The organism is Actinokineospora enzanensis DSM 44649 (assembly GCF_000374445.1).
Classification (GTDB): Bacteria; Actinomycetota; Actinomycetes; order Mycobacteriales; family Pseudonocardiaceae; genus Actinokineospora; species Actinokineospora enzanensis.
Window position 1 is genome coordinate 136,613 of sequence record NZ_KB894414.1, and the last position, 15,887, is coordinate 152,499.

Annotated in this window: 17 protein-coding genes and 1 tRNA gene; 4 read left to right on the forward strand and 14 right to left on the reverse strand. The window is 70.3% G+C overall.

The genetic code is table 11. The features are described from left to right. The first annotated feature begins 5 nt into the window (after positions 1 to 5). Complete coding sequence (locus C503_RS0116480; RefSeq protein ID WP_018683323.1) at positions 6 to 572, forward strand: TIGR03086 family metal-binding protein; 567 nt, start codon at positions 6 to 8, stop codon at positions 570 to 572. Here the strand turns inward: C503_RS0116480 and C503_RS0116485 are convergent. From C503_RS0116485 to C503_RS0116500, 4 genes are read right to left on the reverse strand one after another with little or no spacing between them, the layout of a single operon-like run. After that, complete coding sequence (locus tag C503_RS0116485; protein ID WP_018683324.1) at positions 529 to 1,368, reverse strand: putative RNA methyltransferase; 840 nt, start codon at positions 1,366 to 1,368, stop codon at positions 529 to 531. The genes C503_RS0116480 and C503_RS0116485 overlap by 44 nt on opposite strands. Continuing rightward, positions 1,369 to 2,739 carry a dihydrolipoyl dehydrogenase family protein gene (locus tag C503_RS0116490; RefSeq protein WP_018683325.1) on the reverse strand — a complete coding sequence of 457 codons (1,371 nt, stop codon included), beginning with the start codon at positions 2,737 to 2,739 and terminating at the stop codon, positions 1,369 to 1,371. Next, on the reverse strand, positions 2,739 to 3,917 hold the full coding sequence (locus C503_RS39620) for a glycosyltransferase 87 family protein (protein ID WP_018683326.1): 1,179 nt from the start codon (positions 3,915 to 3,917) through the stop codon (positions 2,739 to 2,741). The genes C503_RS0116490 and C503_RS39620 overlap by 1 nt, the downstream gene beginning before the upstream one ends. 39 nt (positions 3,918 to 3,956) lie before the next feature. Beyond that, entirely contained in the window at positions 3,957 to 4,853 is an 897-nt protein-coding gene (locus C503_RS0116500; protein ID WP_018683327.1) for a M48 family metalloprotease, read from the reverse strand. Between the two features lie 261 nt (positions 4,854 to 5,114). Here C503_RS0116500 and C503_RS0116505 point away from each other — a divergent pair, with 261 nt between their 5' ends. After that, a complete protein-coding gene (locus C503_RS0116505; protein ID WP_018683328.1) occupies positions 5,115 to 5,507 on the forward strand; it encodes a hypothetical protein in 393 nt (130 codons plus the stop codon). Between the two features lie 238 nt (positions 5,508 to 5,745). Here the strand turns inward: C503_RS0116505 and C503_RS0116510 are convergent, their stop codons facing one another. Next, a complete protein-coding gene (locus C503_RS0116510; protein WP_018683329.1) occupies positions 5,746 to 6,582 on the reverse strand; it encodes a hypothetical protein in 837 nt (278 codons plus the stop codon). Then, the gene (locus C503_RS0116515; RefSeq protein ID WP_018683330.1) at positions 6,579 to 7,304 is read right to left on the reverse strand and encodes a glycerophosphodiester phosphodiesterase family protein; all 726 of its coding nucleotides are present in this window, start codon (positions 7,302 to 7,304) and stop codon (positions 6,579 to 6,581) included. Before C503_RS0116515 ends, C503_RS0116510 begins: the two co-directional genes overlap by 4 nt. Positions 7,305 to 7,379: 75 nt before the next feature. Between C503_RS0116515 and C503_RS0116520 the strand changes: the two genes are divergently transcribed. Both C503_RS0116520 and C503_RS39625 read left to right on the forward strand, forming a co-directional pair. Next, a complete protein-coding gene (locus tag C503_RS0116520) occupies positions 7,380 to 8,165 on the forward strand; it encodes a maleylpyruvate isomerase family mycothiol-dependent enzyme (RefSeq protein WP_018683331.1) in 786 nt (261 codons plus the stop codon). A gap of 58 nt (positions 8,166 to 8,223) precedes the next feature. Then, the gene (locus tag C503_RS39625; protein WP_018683332.1) at positions 8,224 to 8,928 is read left to right on the forward strand and encodes a hypothetical protein; all 705 of its coding nucleotides are present in this window, start codon (positions 8,224 to 8,226) and stop codon (positions 8,926 to 8,928) included. Positions 8,929 to 9,038: 110 nt separating this feature from the next. On the opposite strand, the gene vanX is transcribed toward C503_RS39625, so the two are convergent. The 8 genes from vanX to C503_RS0116565 form a co-directional block, all read right to left on the reverse strand. Further along, on the reverse strand, positions 9,039 to 9,647 hold the full coding sequence (gene vanX / locus C503_RS0116530; protein WP_018683333.1) for a D-Ala-D-Ala dipeptidase VanX: 609 nt from the start codon (positions 9,645 to 9,647) through the stop codon (positions 9,039 to 9,041). Beyond that, a complete protein-coding gene (vanA, locus tag C503_RS0116535; protein ID WP_018683334.1) occupies positions 9,644 to 10,684 on the reverse strand; it encodes a D-alanine--(R)-lactate ligase in 1,041 nt (346 codons plus the stop codon). Before vanA ends, vanX begins: the two co-directional genes overlap by 4 nt. Next, positions 10,677 to 11,717: a D-lactate dehydrogenase VanH gene (vanH, locus tag C503_RS0116540; RefSeq protein WP_026316376.1), complete on the reverse strand. Its 1,041-nt coding sequence runs from the start codon at positions 11,715 to 11,717 to the stop codon at positions 10,677 to 10,679. The genes vanA and vanH overlap by 8 nt, the downstream gene beginning before the upstream one ends. Positions 11,718 to 12,090: 373 nt before the next feature. Then, a tRNA-Ala gene (locus C503_RS0116545) sits at positions 12,091 to 12,163 on the reverse strand. A 57-nt stretch (positions 12,164 to 12,220) separates the two neighbouring features. Beyond that, positions 12,221 to 12,925 carry a divisome protein SepX/GlpR gene (sepX, locus tag C503_RS0116550; RefSeq protein ID WP_018683336.1) on the reverse strand — a complete coding sequence of 235 codons (705 nt, stop codon included), beginning with the start codon at positions 12,923 to 12,925 and terminating at the stop codon, positions 12,221 to 12,223. A gap of 162 nt (positions 12,926 to 13,087) precedes the next feature. Continuing rightward, entirely contained in the window at positions 13,088 to 13,756 is a 669-nt protein-coding gene (locus C503_RS0116555; RefSeq protein WP_026316377.1) for a GNAT family N-acetyltransferase, read from the reverse strand. Next, positions 13,749 to 14,972 carry a molybdotransferase-like divisome protein Glp gene (gene glp, locus C503_RS0116560; RefSeq protein WP_018683338.1) on the reverse strand — a complete coding sequence of 408 codons (1,224 nt, stop codon included), beginning with the start codon at positions 14,970 to 14,972 and terminating at the stop codon, positions 13,749 to 13,751. The genes C503_RS0116555 and glp overlap by 8 nt, the downstream gene beginning before the upstream one ends. A 19-nt stretch (positions 14,973 to 14,991) precedes the next feature. After that, positions 14,992 to 15,882 (reverse strand): UTP--glucose-1-phosphate uridylyltransferase, encoded by an 891-nt coding sequence (locus tag C503_RS0116565; RefSeq protein ID WP_018683339.1) that lies wholly within the window; start codon positions 15,880 to 15,882, stop codon positions 14,992 to 14,994. Between the last annotated feature and the right edge of the window lie 5 nt (positions 15,883 to 15,887).

The window sequence follows — 15,887 nt, forward strand, 5'->3', positions numbered from 1 at the left end:
TAACGATGGGCGTTCGCGCATTGCACCGACGGGCGGTCGAGGCCACCGGCAAGCTGGTCGACGGGCTCACCGACGCGCAGCTCGACCTGCCGACGCCGTGTTCCAAGTGGACGGTCCGGGAGGTCGTGGGGCACATGGTGGACAACCACACGCGGCTGATCGCGGCGCTCGGCGGCACCGCCCCGGAGACCGCCGACGACGTGCGGGTCGGGTACCGCAGGGCCACTGACGCGACCCAGGCGGCGTTCGCCGACGGCGCCGCGCTGTCGGCGACCTACGAGCTGGCGGGCAAGTCCCGCACCGGCGGCGAGGTGCTGGGCATCATGTTCGGCGACGTGCTCGTGCACGGCTGGGACCTCGGCCGGTCCATCGGGGTGGAGGTGCGGTTCGAGGAGGAGCTGGCCGAGCAGATGGTCCAGACGCTGGAGGCGTTCCCGAACACGCCGGACGTGTGGGGACCGGACGCCGCGTTCGCCGGACGGTTGCCGGTCGCCGAGGGGTCGTCCGCGCACGATCGGCTGCTCGCGATCACCGGTCGGCAGGCGGACTGGGCACCGGCCGGAACGAACTGACAATGACCGAGGCGGTGACGGCTACCGGTTCCGGTAGTACTGCCACCCGTGCGGCGATGGTGTCGGCGTCCGCATGGAACGCCGTCGGCCCCATCCCGACCAGGGCGGCGGCGTCGCGATGGGACAGCACAAGCTCGAACTCGCACACCACCTCGGTTTCCGGCTCGAAACCAGGCGCCAACCGGGCCGCCACCTGCTCACGCTTGTCCGCCGCGACGGTCACCATATCCACAGTGGACACCAGCGCGGCCAGGTGGTGCCCGGTCGGCGCCACGACCACCAGCCGCCCCTCGGGGTGCAGCACCCGGTGCAGCTCGGCCGGGTTGCGCGGGGCGAACACGTTCAGCGCCAACCCGACCGAGCCCGTCCGGATCGGCAGCGGCTGCCAAGCGTCCGCGAGGACCGCGCCCACACGTGCATGCTTGGCTGCCCGCCGCAAGGCCGGTTTGGCTGCATCCAAGGCAATACCGACGCGATCGGGGCGCGCGTCCAGCACACGTGCAAGGTAGTGCCCGATACCCGCGCCGACATCGACCACACACCCCGGCCCCGGTTGCACTGTCGCGAGCGCGCGCTCAATCGGCGCGTAATGACCGGCACCGAGGAACGCCGCGCGCGCCTCGACCATCGCCGGGGTGTCGCCGGTGAACGCGGTCGCGGCGCGCAGCAGGCTCACATAACCCTGACGGGCGATGTCGAAGCTGTGCCGGTTGGCACAGCGCAAGGTGTTGCCCACCTGGTCGAGTCCATCCGAGCAATGTGGACAGACCAGGTAAGGCAGGACGTCGGCGAGCACCTACCCGCGCAGATCCGACAGCGCGGCCTCGATGGCGCGGTGGAACGTCGGATAGGCGTAGATCATCTGCCGCAGCCGGTCCACCGGGACCTGGGCGTGCACGGCCACCACGAGCGCGCCGAGCACCTCGCCGCCGGTCGGCCCGACCGAGGTCGCCCCGACCAGGACACCCCGGTCGGCGTCTTCGATGAGCTTGATCAGGCCCTCCGCCTTGTGCAGGAAACCGCGCGTGGACGCGGAGATCTGCGCGCTGCCGGTGCGCACGGTCAGCCCGGCGGCGCGGGCGGCGGCCTCCGATAGACCGACCGATCCGATCTCCGGGTCGGTGAATGTCACCCTTGGCACCGCGTGGTACTCCGCGCCCGGACCGCCCTCGCCCAGGATGTCGGCGGCCGCGATGCCCGCCTGGTACATCGAGATATGCGTGAACGCGCCCGCGCCGGTGATGTCGCCGATGGCCCACAGGCCATCGGCCGCGCGCAGGTGCTCGTCCACGGTCACGCCACGGGCGGACTCGTCCAGGCCGTAGGCACCGATACCGAGCGCGGCCATGTCGGACCTGCGCCCGGCGGCGACCATGACCTGCGTGGCGGTGACCGGCTCGGTGCCGTCGAGATCGAGGGTGAACCGCTCCCCGTCGTACCGGGCGGCGGTGATCCTGACCCCGGTCCGCACGTCGATACCCTCGGCGGCGAACCGCTCGGCCAGCAGCGCGCCCGACTCCGGCTCGTCCTGCGGCAGCAGCCGGTCGTTGGCCTGCAACAGCGTCACCGCGGCCCCGAACCGGGCGAAGACCTGGGCGAACTCGCAGCCGACCGGGCCGCCGCCGATCACGATCAACGACGCGGGCACCGCGGTGGCCCGGACCGCCTCCCGGTTCGTCCACACCGGAGTGCCCGCCAGGCCGGGGATCGGCGGCACGGCCGGGTCGGTGCCCGGGTTCAGCACGATCCCGCGACTCGCCCGGACGACCTGACCGTCGACGTCCAGCACGCCCGGCGCGGTGATCCTCGCCCGCCCGCGCACGACCCGAACCCCCGCCGCTGCCAGCCGGTCCACCGCGACCTGGTCGTTCCAGTCGTCGGTGATCTCGTCCCGGACCCGGGCGGCGACCCGGCCCCAGTCCGGCCGCAGGTCCACCTCGCCCGCGAGGTCCGGTACCCGGCGCGCCTCGGCCAGCACGTCGGCGGCGCGGATCATGGCCTTGGTCGGGACACACGCGTAGTACGGGCACTCGCCGCCGACCAGGCGGGACTCGATGCCCGCGACGGACAGCCCGGCCCGCGCCAGCCGGGTGGCCAGCGCCTCTCCGCCGGGTCCGAGACCGACGACCGCCACCTCGACCGAGATTTCCGTGCCGGACACGCGCATCAACTCCTCGTCGCCGTTTCCACGTCCACCCCAGCACGGCGGACGCGGCCGCGCAGCGCCAGTATCACCACAACGGGCGCGGCCACCAGTGCCGCCACGATGTACGCGTTGCCGAGCAGCGCGTCGAGACCGGTCCAACGCAGTTCATTCTTCGAGCCGCTGGGGACCAGTGGGAACTGCCAGCCGGTGAACACCACGACCAGCAGCGCGACCTCCCACCAGCGCCGCCGCGCCAGCAGGTAGCCCGCGAGCGGCACCACCCACACCCAGTGGTGGGTCCAGCTGACCGGCGATACCAGCAGCCCGGCGAACGCGCTGACCAGCAACGCGCCCAGGTCGTCGTCCTCACGGTGCCGGGCGCGCACCACCAACGCGCCGACCACCAGCGCGAGCAGCGCGGTGATCGCGAACAGCGCCAGGGCAGCATGGCCCTCACCGGTGAGCCGCTGGAAGATGCCGTTGAGGGACTGGTTGCCGATCCAGGAGTTGGTAGTGGCGTCGTTGCCGTCGATAAGCCCCACTGCCCAGAACTCGGCTGTGTCGCGCGGCAGGACCAACGCGGCCAGCACGTTCAACCCGGCAAAGGCGGCCACAGCGCGACCCGCGTCCGCCCAGCGGCGGGTCAGCACGAGGTGGCCGACGAAGATCAGCGGGGTCAGCTTGATCGCCGACGCCGCCCCGATGAGCAACCCGGACCAGCGGCTGCCGCGCAGGAACAGCACATCGGCGAACACCATCGCCATCAGGATCAGGTTGACCTGCCCGAGGCCCAGCGAGCGCCAGACCGGTTCGAGCACGACCGTGGCCACCAACAGGCCACCGAACTTCCACCCGGTGCGCAGTGACTCCGGCAGGCTCCCCCGCAGCACGAACGCGAGCGCCAGCGTGGACAGCACCGCCAGCGCCCCCCAGCCCAGTTGTGACGGCACGACCACGAGCGGGAGAAACAATAAAGCCGCGACCGGCGGGTACGCGAACGGCAGCGCGGGCGCCCACGAGTCCTCCGTGGTGAGCGGTGCGTACAACGGGTCGCCCTTTAACACCGTCAACGCGCCCGCGCGGTAGACCACACTGTCCACGCCAAGGCCGCGGCTGATCGACCAGCTCCAGACGGCCAGGCCGATGAACGCGGCAGCCAGCAACAACGCGGCGGGCGGCACTCGCCGCAGGACCCCCATGGCGCCCCACCCTAGTGCCTCGGCCCGGGCCAGATCGGGCTAGCGGGTGCCGTGCAACCTTCTGATGCGGTCCGAGGTCGACGGGTGGCTGGCGAGCATGCGCACCCGCAATGACCGCTTTCCCCGTTCCGCGGCGAGCCAGCCGGAGAGCACGTCGACCAACGCCGGTCCATAGCCGAGGCGGGCGGCGGTGGCGTCCGCGCGGTACTCGCCCAACCGGCTTGACCAGGCCAGGAGCGGGCTGAGCAACGGCATCAGCAGCAGCCACGGGTTCAGCACGACCAACCCGAACACGAGCAACAGCGCCAGCAACACCGACGCCAACGCGCCCGCGCCGCTGCCGAAGCGGGCGAAGACGTTGCCGACCATGAGTACCAACCGGACCGCCCACCGGACCAGGAAGATCGATGCGCGCGCGGGCAGCTCGTACCACCAAGCCAGCAGCGACACCCGGGAGTGGCCGGAGAGGTGGTGCCCCAGCTCGTGCGCCAGGATCGCCTCCAGCGCGCGCGGCGGTAGTTCGAGCGCGCGCCGGGTCACCGCGACCGTGCGACCGCCCGCGGCGAACGCGTTCAACTCGCGCGACTGCTCGACCCACAGCGAGTAGCGGCGGCCGTCGACCCCGGCCGCCGCGCACACCCGCTCCCACGGCGGCGCGAGCCGGGTCATCTCGCCCACGCTCGGGGCGCGCATGTCGAACATGGCGCGGGCCAGCAGGCTCTCCACCGCGGGCAGGAAGGTGAGCGCCCCGGAGGCCAGCCACAGACCGATCACCAGCCAGAGCACCCAGGTCCGGCCCGGCCACAGCAGCGACGGCAGCAGCCCGACCACGACCAGGCTGCTGACGAACGCGGGCAGCCCGAACACCAATCCCATCACCGCCGAGGCGTCCGGCCTGGGGCGCACCGGCTCGCGCGGGATCCAGCTCTGCGTCACCGCACCTCACAAAGATCGTGTCGGCCCACCCTGGCGGTTCCGGGTGCCCGCTGTCCAGCCGCCCGCCGGGAAACCGCGCACGGCTCGACCCAGACATTTCCGGCACATGAATTCAGTATGGCTCCATCCCGTTGGTGAAATTCACACCGACCGGGTCACATAGCGATTGATGATAAGTTTTCGAGAGGTCCCAGCGACCGGCCCCCGCCGGCATCGCGGCGGGGGTTCGTAAATCCACCACCCCGACGAGAGGATACGCACGTGGGCATCACCAAACGCGCACTCGGATTCCTCGGCGCCGGTGCGCTGCTGGTTTCCGCCGGAATGGCGGGCCTGACCGCGAGCGCCAACGCCGACGACGACCCGTTGCCCCCGCCGCCGCACCACCCGCGCATCGACTGCGCTGTCGGCTTCGACCCGCACATGCCCGGCATGGTCATGGGCGGCTGCTTCGGCGAGGGCGCCTTCATCCTGCGCGCCCTGTGCCCGGACCCGGCGCCGCACACCAGCTCGCCGATCCACTTCCGCGGCAACGCCGACACCTTCGTGCTGGCCTGCCTGCACGGGCCCACCTGGGCCAAGGTGTACACACTCGGCCCGCATGGCGAGGAAACCGAGGTCAGCTCCGCGTCGGTCGCCGTTTCCGCCGAATAAGTGAACGCCACGACCGTCGATTAACAGCACCACACAGGAACTGTTGACAATACGGTCGACGTATTCCGCCCGCCGCGCGCTGGCATGCGGACGAAAAAGGGGCGCCGGGGTGTCCGCTATACACCCCGGCGCCACCTACAAGTTTCCCACGGACGGGCTGTGTCCGCCTCCTCCCGCCCCCACTTCCCCGCCCGGCATCGTCCCCGACTCGGCAGGGCACCATCGCCAAGGTCGTGCGTCACGCCAGGCGGATCAGGGCGGCCAGCAAGATGATGAACGGCCGCTCCGGCCGCGCCAGGGATCTCGGCGGGCCACTGCTGTCCGAATCACCGCTGTTGACCCAGTACACCCGCCCGTCGCCGATGCTCCGGCGGGTCACCAGCGGTGTGTCGGGCCGGTCGGCCCAGCAGTAGAGGAAGTCGACGTCGCGGTTCCACCTGCCGATGACCACCTCGTTGTCGCCCAGCTCCATGGTCTCCGGGAGCGCGGCGAGCAGGTCGGTGTGGTCGGAGGCGCGCGGCCCGGAGTCGACCCGGGTGTAGCGGATCGGCTCGGTGCTGCGCTCGAAGGTGTCCAGGCTGCAGCCCGCCAGCTTCTGCAGCCGTTCGTTGCGGCTGCGCCGCCAGATGACGTCGTGGCCGAGCACCAGGCAGCCGCCCCGGTGCACGTAGCGGACCAGGCGCTTCTGCAGCCGGTCGCGGTCGCGCGGGCGGACGCTGAGCTGGGTCACGTCGGTGATCAGCAGGATGATGCCGACCACCGACCGGGAGAACGACCAGCGCGCCAGGTCGGCGCCGTCGCGGGCCATCCGGACCCGCACCCGGAAACCCGCAGCCAGCAGGTCCTCCTGTAATCGGGCGGCGAGGGCCTTGCTGGTGTGCAGCTCGTCGTTGCAGTCGGTGTAGAGCAGGACAGTGCGGGTGCGCCACAGCCTGCGCACCCCGGTGCCCAGGGCCCGGCGGCCGCGGATGGCGCGGGCGTACACGTCGAACCCGAGCACGCGGGCCACGAACACCACGAAGACGGCGACGAGGTTGACCCCGACCTCGTCGACGTACTCGGCCAGGTGGTTCATCCGGGCCGGAAGCCCTCGAAGATCGGCGTGGCGCGGGTCCGCCGGGCCACTTCCAGCTGGTCGGGCGTACGCACGGTCCAGGCCAGCAGCGGCGCCCGCAGCAGCCACCGCCACAGCGACACCAAGACGTTGGGCAGGGCGGTGACCTCGTAGGCCAGGAAGTCGGGCCGGGTCAGGACGTTGAGGAGCATGCTGCGCAGCAACAGTCTGTGCGTCAACGGCAACCCCTCGCCCCGCATCGACCCGGACAGCTGCCCGCGCACCACCTCCGGGGCGTGCCTACGCAGCCACAGCACGATACGAGGATCGAAGGACTGCACGGCCACCTCGCCGCGGTACCGACGGATTTCCGCGACCACCGCGGCCCCGATCCGCTCGACCGGGTTGCCCGCCTTGACCTCCACCAGCACCGGCACCCGCCCGGCCACCAGGTCGAACACCTCCCGCAGCACCGGCACCCCCTCCTCGGTGCCGTCCAGCCGCAGCCCGCCGAGCTCCGCCGCGGCCACGGTCGAGATCAACACGTCTCTCCCGGTCATCCGCAGCGCGCTCGGGTCGTGCATCACCACCACCTGCCCGTCCGCGGACAGGTGCACGTCCAACTCGATCGCGTACCCGGCGGCCGCCGCGGCCTCGAACGCGCCCAGGCTGTTCTCCGGCACCCCCGTGCCGTGCAGCCCCCGGTGCGCCACCGGCCCCGAGAAAACCCACCGCTCCCGCACGTCACCCTCCCTGTCGAGGACTCCGCCGCGGCTCCGTCATGTCTGCGACCGCGACCCACGAACAGGAGACCACGGATGCCGCTCCGCTACGACCGGTACCGCACCGAGATCACGGCCCAGACCGCCGCCCTCGCCGCCGAGATCCAGACCGCGGACCTCACCGCCCGCGTCCCCTCCTGCCCGGACTGGAACCTCCACCAGCTCCTCCACCACATCGGCGAGGGCCACCGCTGGGCCGCCGAGGTGGTCCGCACCCGCGCCACCGACCCACTACCCGACAACGCTCTGCGCGTGCTCCCCGCCGAGATCACCAAGTCCCCCGCCGACCTGGCCACCTGGCTCCGCGAGGGCGCCGACGCCCTGACCGAGGCCCTCGGCTCCACTTCCCCGGACACCCCTGTCTGGTCCCCGGTCCCCCGCGACCCCACGGCGTCCTTCTACGCCCGTCGCTTCACCCACGAAACCCTGATGCACCGGGTCGACGCCGCGCAGGCCGTGCGCCAGTCCACGGCCGACCTCCCGGTTCCGGCGGGAGTTCTGGAGGACGCCGTCGACGAGTACTTCGACCTGGCCACCCTGCCCGAGATGTTCGACTTCTTCCCAGCGCGGCGGGAGCTGCTCGCTCCTGGCCGAACGCTTCTGTTCCGCACTCCCGATACCGCGCCCTGGCTGCTGGACCTGTCCGGGACGACCATGACGTACTCGCGCCCCACCGAGGCCACCGAGACTACGGCGACCATCGAGGGTTCCTTGTTCTCCCTGCTCCTGGCCCTCTACCACCGCCCCCCTGCCACGCCGGTGGTCTCCAGCGGCGATGCGGGCGTGCTTTCCCTCTGGGACAAGCACTCCACCTTCGGCTGAGCGGCCGGTCGTACTATCGGCATCGCATTGTTCCCGACGCCGATGGACTGGACAGGCAGTGAGCGAGTACCAGTACTACGAGTTCGTAGCGATCGACCGTCCGCTGGACGACGACGAGCGGGCCGAGATCGAGGCGCTGTCGTCCAGGGCGACGATCACATCGACCCGGTTCGTGAACGAGTACGACTTCGGCGACTTCAAGGGCGATCCGAACGAGCTGATGGAGAGCTACTACGACGTCCACCTGTACCTGGCGAACTGGGGTATGCACCGGGTGATGTTCCGGCTGCCGTGCGATCTGCTCGATCCCGACACCGTCGCGGAGTACTGCGTCGGGGAGCAGGTGAGCGCCTGGGTCGTGGACGAGTTCGTGGTGCTCGACTTCGCCAATGAGGACGAGGACAGCGAGATCGATCGCGAGCCCGAGTCGCTGTTGTCGGCGATCGTCGGTGTCCGGGGCGAGCTGGCGGCAGGCGATCTCCGGCCGCTCTACCTGGCCTGGCTGGCCGCCTACGGCACCTGGGAACGCGACGAGGACGCCTTCGACGACGAGGCCGATGGCGACCTGGAACCGCCGGTGCCGCCCGGATTGGGCTCACTCACCCCGGCCCAGCAGGCCCTGGCCGACTTCCTACGGCTCGACGCGGTTCTTCTCGCGACCGCCGCCGAGACCGGCCTGCCTGCTGCCCCCGATGTCCCGCGTCGAACCGTCGCCAACCTGCTCGACGGTGCCGCCCACCGCCGGACAGGCAGCGGACACTGATCGGGAGAGTCCACAAAGCACTGTCCGATATGGACATTACCGACGGAGAAAGTGACGCCCTGGTCCCGACTTTACGGGACCAGGGCGTCACCTGCGATCACCCGTCGCGACTAGACGATGGGGAAATCGAAATACGTGTCCGGATACGGCTCGCCGGTCAGCGAGTAATGCCACCACTCGTAGTCGTAGCGGGCGAACCCGCTCTCCGCCATGATGGCGCAGAGGTGCTGACGGTTCGCCGCCTCCTCCGCCGTGACCCCGCTCGCGCCGTGGTGCGAGATCGGGTCCATCACGTCGTGGTCACCGCCCATGGCGGCGAGTTCACCGGAGTCCAGGTGGTAGATCGTCAGGTCGACGGTACTACCGCGGCTGTGCCCCGACTTGGTGGCCACATAACCCTGCTCGAACATGTCGGGCCGGTCGATGTTCGGGTAGTGCCGCGCCTTCTTCCGGCCGTCCTCCGGCAGTTCCGCCCAGCGCATGAAGCAGTCCACCGCGCGCTGCGGGCGGTACCCGTCCCACAGCAGCAGACCGAAGCCAAGGGCCGCGGCCTTCTCCTGTGCCAGCGCCAGAGCGGCGCACAACGCCTTCGTGCCGACGATCCGGTTCACCACGTAGCCGTCCACCGGCTTGCCGGTGAAGTTGTCCCAGGTGGCGTACTTGGCGTCCCAGCGAATCCCGGGTACCAGCTCGTCTACGTAGGCGAAGTCGTCGTTCATCCGGGCTGTCCGGCCAGGGCCAGCGTCACCAGCCGGTCGACCACGTCGCCGAGCGGCACGCCCGCGGCGGCCATCATCCGCGGGTAACGGCTGTAGGAGGTCAGGCCGGGCAGGGTGTTGACCTCGTTGAGCACGACCTCGCCGTCCTCCTTGAGGAACATGTCCACCCGGGCCAGGCCCCGGCAGCCGAGGGCGTGGTAGAGCAGCTTCGCGGTCGCCTGGACGCGGTCGCGCGCCTCGTCCGGGATATCCGCGGGCACGATGAACGTCGAGTTCTCGGAGCCCTTCTCCGGCTCCTTCTCCTGGTGGATCTTGAAGAAGCCGTGGGTCAGCGCGACCCGGTCCACCTCACCGGCGAACAGCTCCGCGCCGTTGCCCAGGATGGCGCAGCCGATCTCGCTGCCCACGACCGCGGCCTCGATCAGCACCTTGGTGTCGAACTCGCGGGCGGTTGCCAGCGCCTCCGCCAGCTCCTCCTTGCGAGTCACCTTGGTGACGCCGAAGGACGAGCCGGAGCGGGCAGGCTTGACGAACACCGGGTAGGTCAGCTCGTCCGCGTCGACCTCCTGGTCCGCGACGACGATCCAGAAGTCCGGGGTGGGGATCCCGGCGTTGCGGGCCACGAGGTAGGCGAGCGACTTGTCCATGCACAGCGCGGAGCTCTGAACGTCGCAGCCGACGTAGGGGACGCCGGAGATCTCCATCAGGCCCTGCATCGCGCCGTCCTCGCCGAGCTTGCCGTGCAGCACCGGCACCAGCGCGTCGAGGCGGACCGTCTCGTACTTGCCCTCGTCCAGGACCAGCAGCCCGTGCACCTCGCGGTCCGGCGACAGCACGGCCGGGCGGGTGTCGCGGGTCTCCCAGTCGCCCTCCGGGCTGTCGCAGAGCAGCCACGACCCGTCCTTGGTGATCCCGATGTAGAACGGTTCGTACTTCCCGGTGTCGAGGCTCTTGGCGACCTCGCGTGCGGACTTGACAGAGATAGGGTGCTCCTCGGAACAACCGCCGAAGATGATTCCGATTTTCAACCTACCCATGCTGCTTCCTGCTTTCGAATTCCAGGCAATTGATGATGGAGTTTTCCACGGTGTCACTCAGTGCATGGTCCGTGTAATAGGCGGTATGCGGGCTGATCAGCACGTTCGGGAGTTCCTGCAACCGCAGCAGCAGCTTGCTCGGGATGGCCTTGTCCCGACAGTCGGCGTAGAAGATGCCCTCTTCTTCCTCCAGGACATCCAGCGCCGCGCCGCCGAGCCTGCCGCTGTCCAGGGCCGAGATCAGGGCCTCGGTGTCGATGAGGGGACCGCGCCCGGTGTTGATGACGTACGCGCCGGGGCGCATGTGCTCGATGCGGTGCCGGTCGAGGAGATGGTGGCTTTCCGGGTTGAGCGGGGTGTGCAGTGTGACGATATCGCTCTGCCGGAGTAATTCGTCGAGCGGGACATAATGGGCGTCGGCCTTGGGGTAGCTGTCATATGCCAGCACCCGGCAGCCGAACCCGCGCAGCCGGTCCATGACCGCGACCCCGATTCGCCCGGTGCCGACCACCCCGATGGTCAGGTCGCGCAGCTCTTTTCCGCGCACCTCGTCCAGCCGGTAGTCGTGCACCTCGACCCGGCGGAGCATGGCCTTGATATTGCGCACCACCATCAGCATCAGCATCAACGTGTAGTCGGCGACACTGTCCGGCGAGTAGGCCACATTCCCGACGGAAATCCCAATGCTTTCCGCGTATTCGACGTCGATATGGTTGAACCCGATACTGCGCGTGGAGATATAGTCCACACCCGCTTCGTTGAGCGCACGCAGAATGGAATGGGTCACCTTGGTCTTGTGCCCGATGCTGATACACCGGTTCCCGATGGCCAACCCGATATTGTCCTCGGCCAGCGCCGCCGAGCTGATGGTCGGCACGATCCCGAAGCGGGGCGCCATTTCCCGGAACAGGACGGCCTCGTCCGCGCAGCACCCATAGATCGTGATCCCCGTTGCCGGGGCGGCCGTGGCGGACGCGGACGCCAGCGATGACGTGCGGTGGGCCGCTGTTCGTGCTGGTTCGCTGTGGGCCATGCCTTCCATTGTAGGCAACCTACCCGCCCCACCCCGTACGTGGTTCTAACTACGCCAACAATACGTTACCCACCGGTAACCCCCACAACCAACCCTCCGCACACACCCCACAACCCCCAGTAACCCACCCCAAACCAGATCACCCGCACCGGACCTAGCCAGATAGCCACAACAAGATCCTTAGCAGCAACCGCGAACACCCAAGCCACAAACGAACGCAGGCTAAGCGATACCGCGAAGCGGTGAGAAAAAGCCCCACTTACCCAACACCGCTGGGTCGGACCCGACCGCACCGTGGGGGTCTGAGGGCTCGGCCCCCAGAAATAATGACGCACGACCCCGCGAAACGGCGAGCAGGGTCGTGCTGAGTGCGTGGAGCTGAGGGGAATCGAACCCCTGACCTTCTCGATGCGAACGAGACGCGCTACCAACTGCGCTACAGCCCCTTGGTTGTGCTCGCAGAGCTTAGCAGTCCGCTCGCACAGCCTCGTGCACCGGGGTCCTCATTCGCCCACCGCGCGGCGGTAGGTGGGGGTTCCCGGCTCGCCGAGCTCGTCGAACCAGGGGTCCTCGTCGTCGAGCTCGACCACGACCGCGCCCGGGTGGATGGCCCGGGCAGGCATCGCGGTGACGGGTTCGTCGTCCTCGTACGCGTGCTCCGGTGCCGGGCGCGCGTGCGAGCGACGGGTGGTCTGCATGCGGGCGGCGCGGCGGTCGCGGATCTCTTCCTCGATGCGGACCTGGCGACGCAGGTAGCTGAGGTAGCCGACCAGCAGTGCGTCCAGCAGCCCGTGCGCCCACCAGAGCATGGGCGCGACCAGACCCGCGCCGACGCCGGTGGCGATGGCGGCCACGAGCATCAGGACCACGACGCGCTGGCGGAACCCGTACTTGGCGCGGGCGGTGCGGGCCGCGGCCTCCGGGTCGTAGCCGCCGCGGCCGGGGCGGTAGCGGCGGGTGTCGGGGTCGGTCGCGGGGGTCTCCGGCTCGGGTTCGGCCATGGCGAACTCCTCCTCGGGCTCGCCGTCGGACTCCTCGGCCGGGGCGGGCCCGGCGTCCTGGTCGACGGCGGCACCGCTGCGGACCACCCGGGCGGAGAGGGCGGTGTCGGTGGTGCGGGCGATCTCCTGGCGCTTGCGCACGACCATGGGGACGAGCACGACGAGCCACGCCACCACGAGTCCGACCACGATCAACGAGCTCGGCATGTCCCGGCACCTCCCCCTTGCTCCGTCTCCCCCAGCCTTCCTTCGCCACGTTAGTCACAACAGTCACACGTGTGGCGGAGGCGCGCCGACCAGGCCCACCCGATCGGGTAGTTCGCTTGTGGACCATGTCTCGTAACGGCACTGATCGAACTTGTCCGCAGATTAACCTGAACCGAGCTGCGGGATAACCGCTTTTCCGGCCGTGACCAGGCGGTTCACCAAACCGGTCGGAATGTCCTCAGTAGTCAGGGCCAGACACCGGTGATCACGCCAGGCACCCGCGACGTCCAGATAACGACGGAACAGGCCCTCCTCGCGGAAACCCAGCTTGGCCAGCACCCGCAGGCTCGCGATGTTCTCCGGCCGGACCGTCGCCTCGATCCGGTGCAGCCCCGCCGGACCGAAGCAGTGGTCCACGACCAGGGCCGCGGCGGCCGTGGCCACGCCCCCGCCACCCGCGTCCGATGCCACCCAGTAGCCCACCCACGCCGAGCACAGCGCGCCGCGCACCACGTTCCCCACCGTGACCTGCCCCGCCAGCCGCCCGTCCACGGTGATCACGAACGGCAGCGACATGCCCCGCCGGGCCAGCGCGCGCAGCGTGGACCACTGGCCGAGCCAGGCCGAGGTGGCGTTGCGCTCGGCCCACGTCCCGGGCGCCGTGGGCTCCCACTCCTGCAGGTAGGCCTGGTCGCGCAGGCGTACCCGGCTCCACGCGCGACCGTCCAGCAGCCTGGGCGCGCGCACCTCGACCACGCCACCGGGCACCGTCAGCGGCCCCAGCCGGGCGGGCCAGCCGGGGTGTCGCCCGATCGGTTGGCCGTTAGCCACGCTGGGCGAGGAAGGTGACCCGGACCTGCTCGCCGACGGAGATCTCGGTGGTCTCCTCGTCGACCAGGACCAGGCAGTTGGCCTCGGCCAACGAGGCGAGCAGGTGCGAACCGGACTGGCCCAGCGGCTGCACGAGGTACTCGCCGTTGGCCTCGTCGCGCAGCAGCTGCCCGCGCAGGAACCCGCGCCTGGCCTTGGTGGAGCTGACCGGCGACAGCAGCCGCGCGCTCACCACCCGCCGGTGCGGGTTGCGCTTGCCCTGTGCGGCCCGGATCAGCGGCCGCACCACCACCTCGAACACCACCAGGGCGCTCATCGGGTTGCCGGGCAGGAGGAACGTGGGCACCGCGTCCGGGCCCAGCCGCCCGAAGCCCTGCACCGAGCCGGGGTGCATGGCGACCCGGGTCAGGTCGACCTCGCCGAGGTCGCGCAGCGCGGCGCGGACCTCGTGCGCCAGCTCGCCGCCCACCCCGCCGGAGATCACCACGATCTCGGACAGCAGCAGCCTGCTCTCCACCACCTCGCGCAGCCGCCGGGTGTCCGTGCTGACGATGCCGACCCGGTTGACCTCCGCGCCCGCGTCCCGCGCGGCCGCGGCCAGCGCGTAGGAGTTGACGTCGTAGACCTGCCCCTCGCCCGGGGTGCGGTCGATGTCCACCAGCTCGTCGCCGAGCGAGATCACCGACACCCGGGGCCGCGGGTAGACCAGCACCTTGGACCGGCCGACCGCGGCCAGCAGCCCCACCTGGGCGGAGCCGATCACCGCGCCGCGCCGCACGGCGACGTCGCCGGTCTGCACGTCCTCGCCGGTGCGCCGGACGTACGCGGCCGACGGCACCGGCTGGTTGATCGTCACCCGGGCGTGGTGGCCGTCTGTGAACCCGGTCGGCACCACGGCGTCGGCCAGGGTCGGCAGCGGCGCGCCGGTCGCCACCCGGACCGCCTGGCCGGGCTGCAACCGGCGCGGCTGCCGGGATCCGGAGGCGATCTCGCCGACGACCGGGAGCACCACCGGCTCGACCCCGGCGGCCTGGGTGTCCACGCTGCGCACCGCGTACCCGTCCACCGCCGCCTGGTCGAACCCGGGCAATGCCCGCTCGGCCACCACCTCCTCGGCGCAGAGCAGGCCCTGCGCCTCGGAGATGGCGACGCGCACCGGAGCTGGCCGCACCGCGGCGGCCAACGCCCGTGCGACTTGCTCGTCGACAGACCTCATCCGGTCACCTTATGTTCGTTCACTGGGAGCCGATTCGTTCCCGCAGCCAAGCCTGCAGGCTGGGCCCATACTCCGGATGGTCGAGCGCGAAGTCCACGGCGGCGCGCAGGAAACCGCCAGGATTTCCCAGGTCATGCCTGCCGCCCCGGTGCACGACCACGTGCACCGGGTGGCCCTCGGAGATCAGCAGCGCGATGGCGTCGGTGAGCTGGAGCTCGCCGCCCGCGCCCGGGGTGATCCGCTTGAGCGCGTCGAAGATCGCCCGATCGAGCAGGTAGCGGCCCGCGGCGGCGAAGGTCGACGGGGCCTGGTCGGCTGGCGGCTTCTCCACCATCCCGTTGACCTTCTTGACGTCCGGGTCGCCGGTCTCCTCGACGTCGAACACGCCGTAGGCGGAGATCTCCGCGCGCGGGATGTCGAAGGCACACAGGACGGTGCCGCCCTTCGCCGCGCGCACCTCGGCCATCCTGGCCAGCACACCGGTCGGCAGCACCAGGTCGTCGGGCAGCAGGACGGCGACAGCCTCGTCCTCGGGGCGCAGGTTGGGTTCGGCGCAGCCGACCGCGTGGCCGAGACCGAGGGCCTCCTCCTGGATCGCGGTCTCCACGGCGAGCAGTCCGGGGGCTCGGCGGACCTTTTCGAGCAGGGCCGCCTTGCCACGGTCGGCGAGGGTCTTCTCCAGGTCGGGCCGGGGCTGGAAGTACTGCGCGACGGCGTCCTTGCCGGGCGAGGTGACGATGATCAGCCGCTCGGCGCCCGCCTCGGCGGCCTCGGCGGCGACGTACTCGATGCCGGGGGTGTCGACCACCGGCAGGAGCTCCTTGGGAACGGCCTTGGTGGTGGGCAGGAATCGGGTGCCCAGACCCGCCGCGGGCACGATGGCGGCGGTGAATGCGGTCGACGCGCTCATGGACA

Coding starts and splice junctions, on each gene's coding strand:
- C503_RS0116480 (WP_018683323.1), top strand. CDS start 6: ATGGGCGTTCGCGCATTGCACCGACGGGCGGTCGAGGCCACCGGCAAG.
- C503_RS0116490 (WP_018683325.1), bottom strand. CDS start 2,739: ATGCGCGTGTCCGGCACGGAAATCTCGGTCGAGGTGGCGGTCGTCGGT.
- C503_RS39620 (WP_018683326.1), bottom strand. CDS start 3,917: ATGGGGGTCCTGCGGCGAGTGCCGCCCGCCGCGTTGTTGCTGGCTGCC.
- C503_RS0116510 (WP_018683329.1), bottom strand. CDS start 6,582: ATGAACCACCTGGCCGAGTACGTCGACGAGGTCGGGGTCAACCTCGTC.
- C503_RS0116520 (WP_018683331.1), top strand. CDS start 7,380: ATGCCGCTCCGCTACGACCGGTACCGCACCGAGATCACGGCCCAGACC.
- vanX (WP_018683333.1), bottom strand. CDS start 9,647: ATGAACGACGACTTCGCCTACGTAGACGAGCTGGTACCCGGGATTCGC.
- vanA (WP_018683334.1), bottom strand. CDS start 10,684: ATGGGTAGGTTGAAAATCGGAATCATCTTCGGCGGTTGTTCCGAGGAG.
- vanH (WP_026316376.1), bottom strand. CDS start 11,717: ATGGCCCACAGCGAACCAGCACGAACAGCGGCCCACCGCACGTCATCG.
- sepX (WP_018683336.1), bottom strand. CDS start 12,925: ATGCCGAGCTCGTTGATCGTGGTCGGACTCGTGGTGGCGTGGCTCGTC.
- glp (WP_018683338.1), bottom strand. CDS start 14,972: ATGAGGTCTGTCGACGAGCAAGTCGCACGGGCGTTGGCCGCCGCGGTG.
- C503_RS0116565 (WP_018683339.1), bottom strand. CDS start 15,882: ATGAGCGCGTCGACCGCATTCACCGCCGCCATCGTGCCCGCGGCGGGT.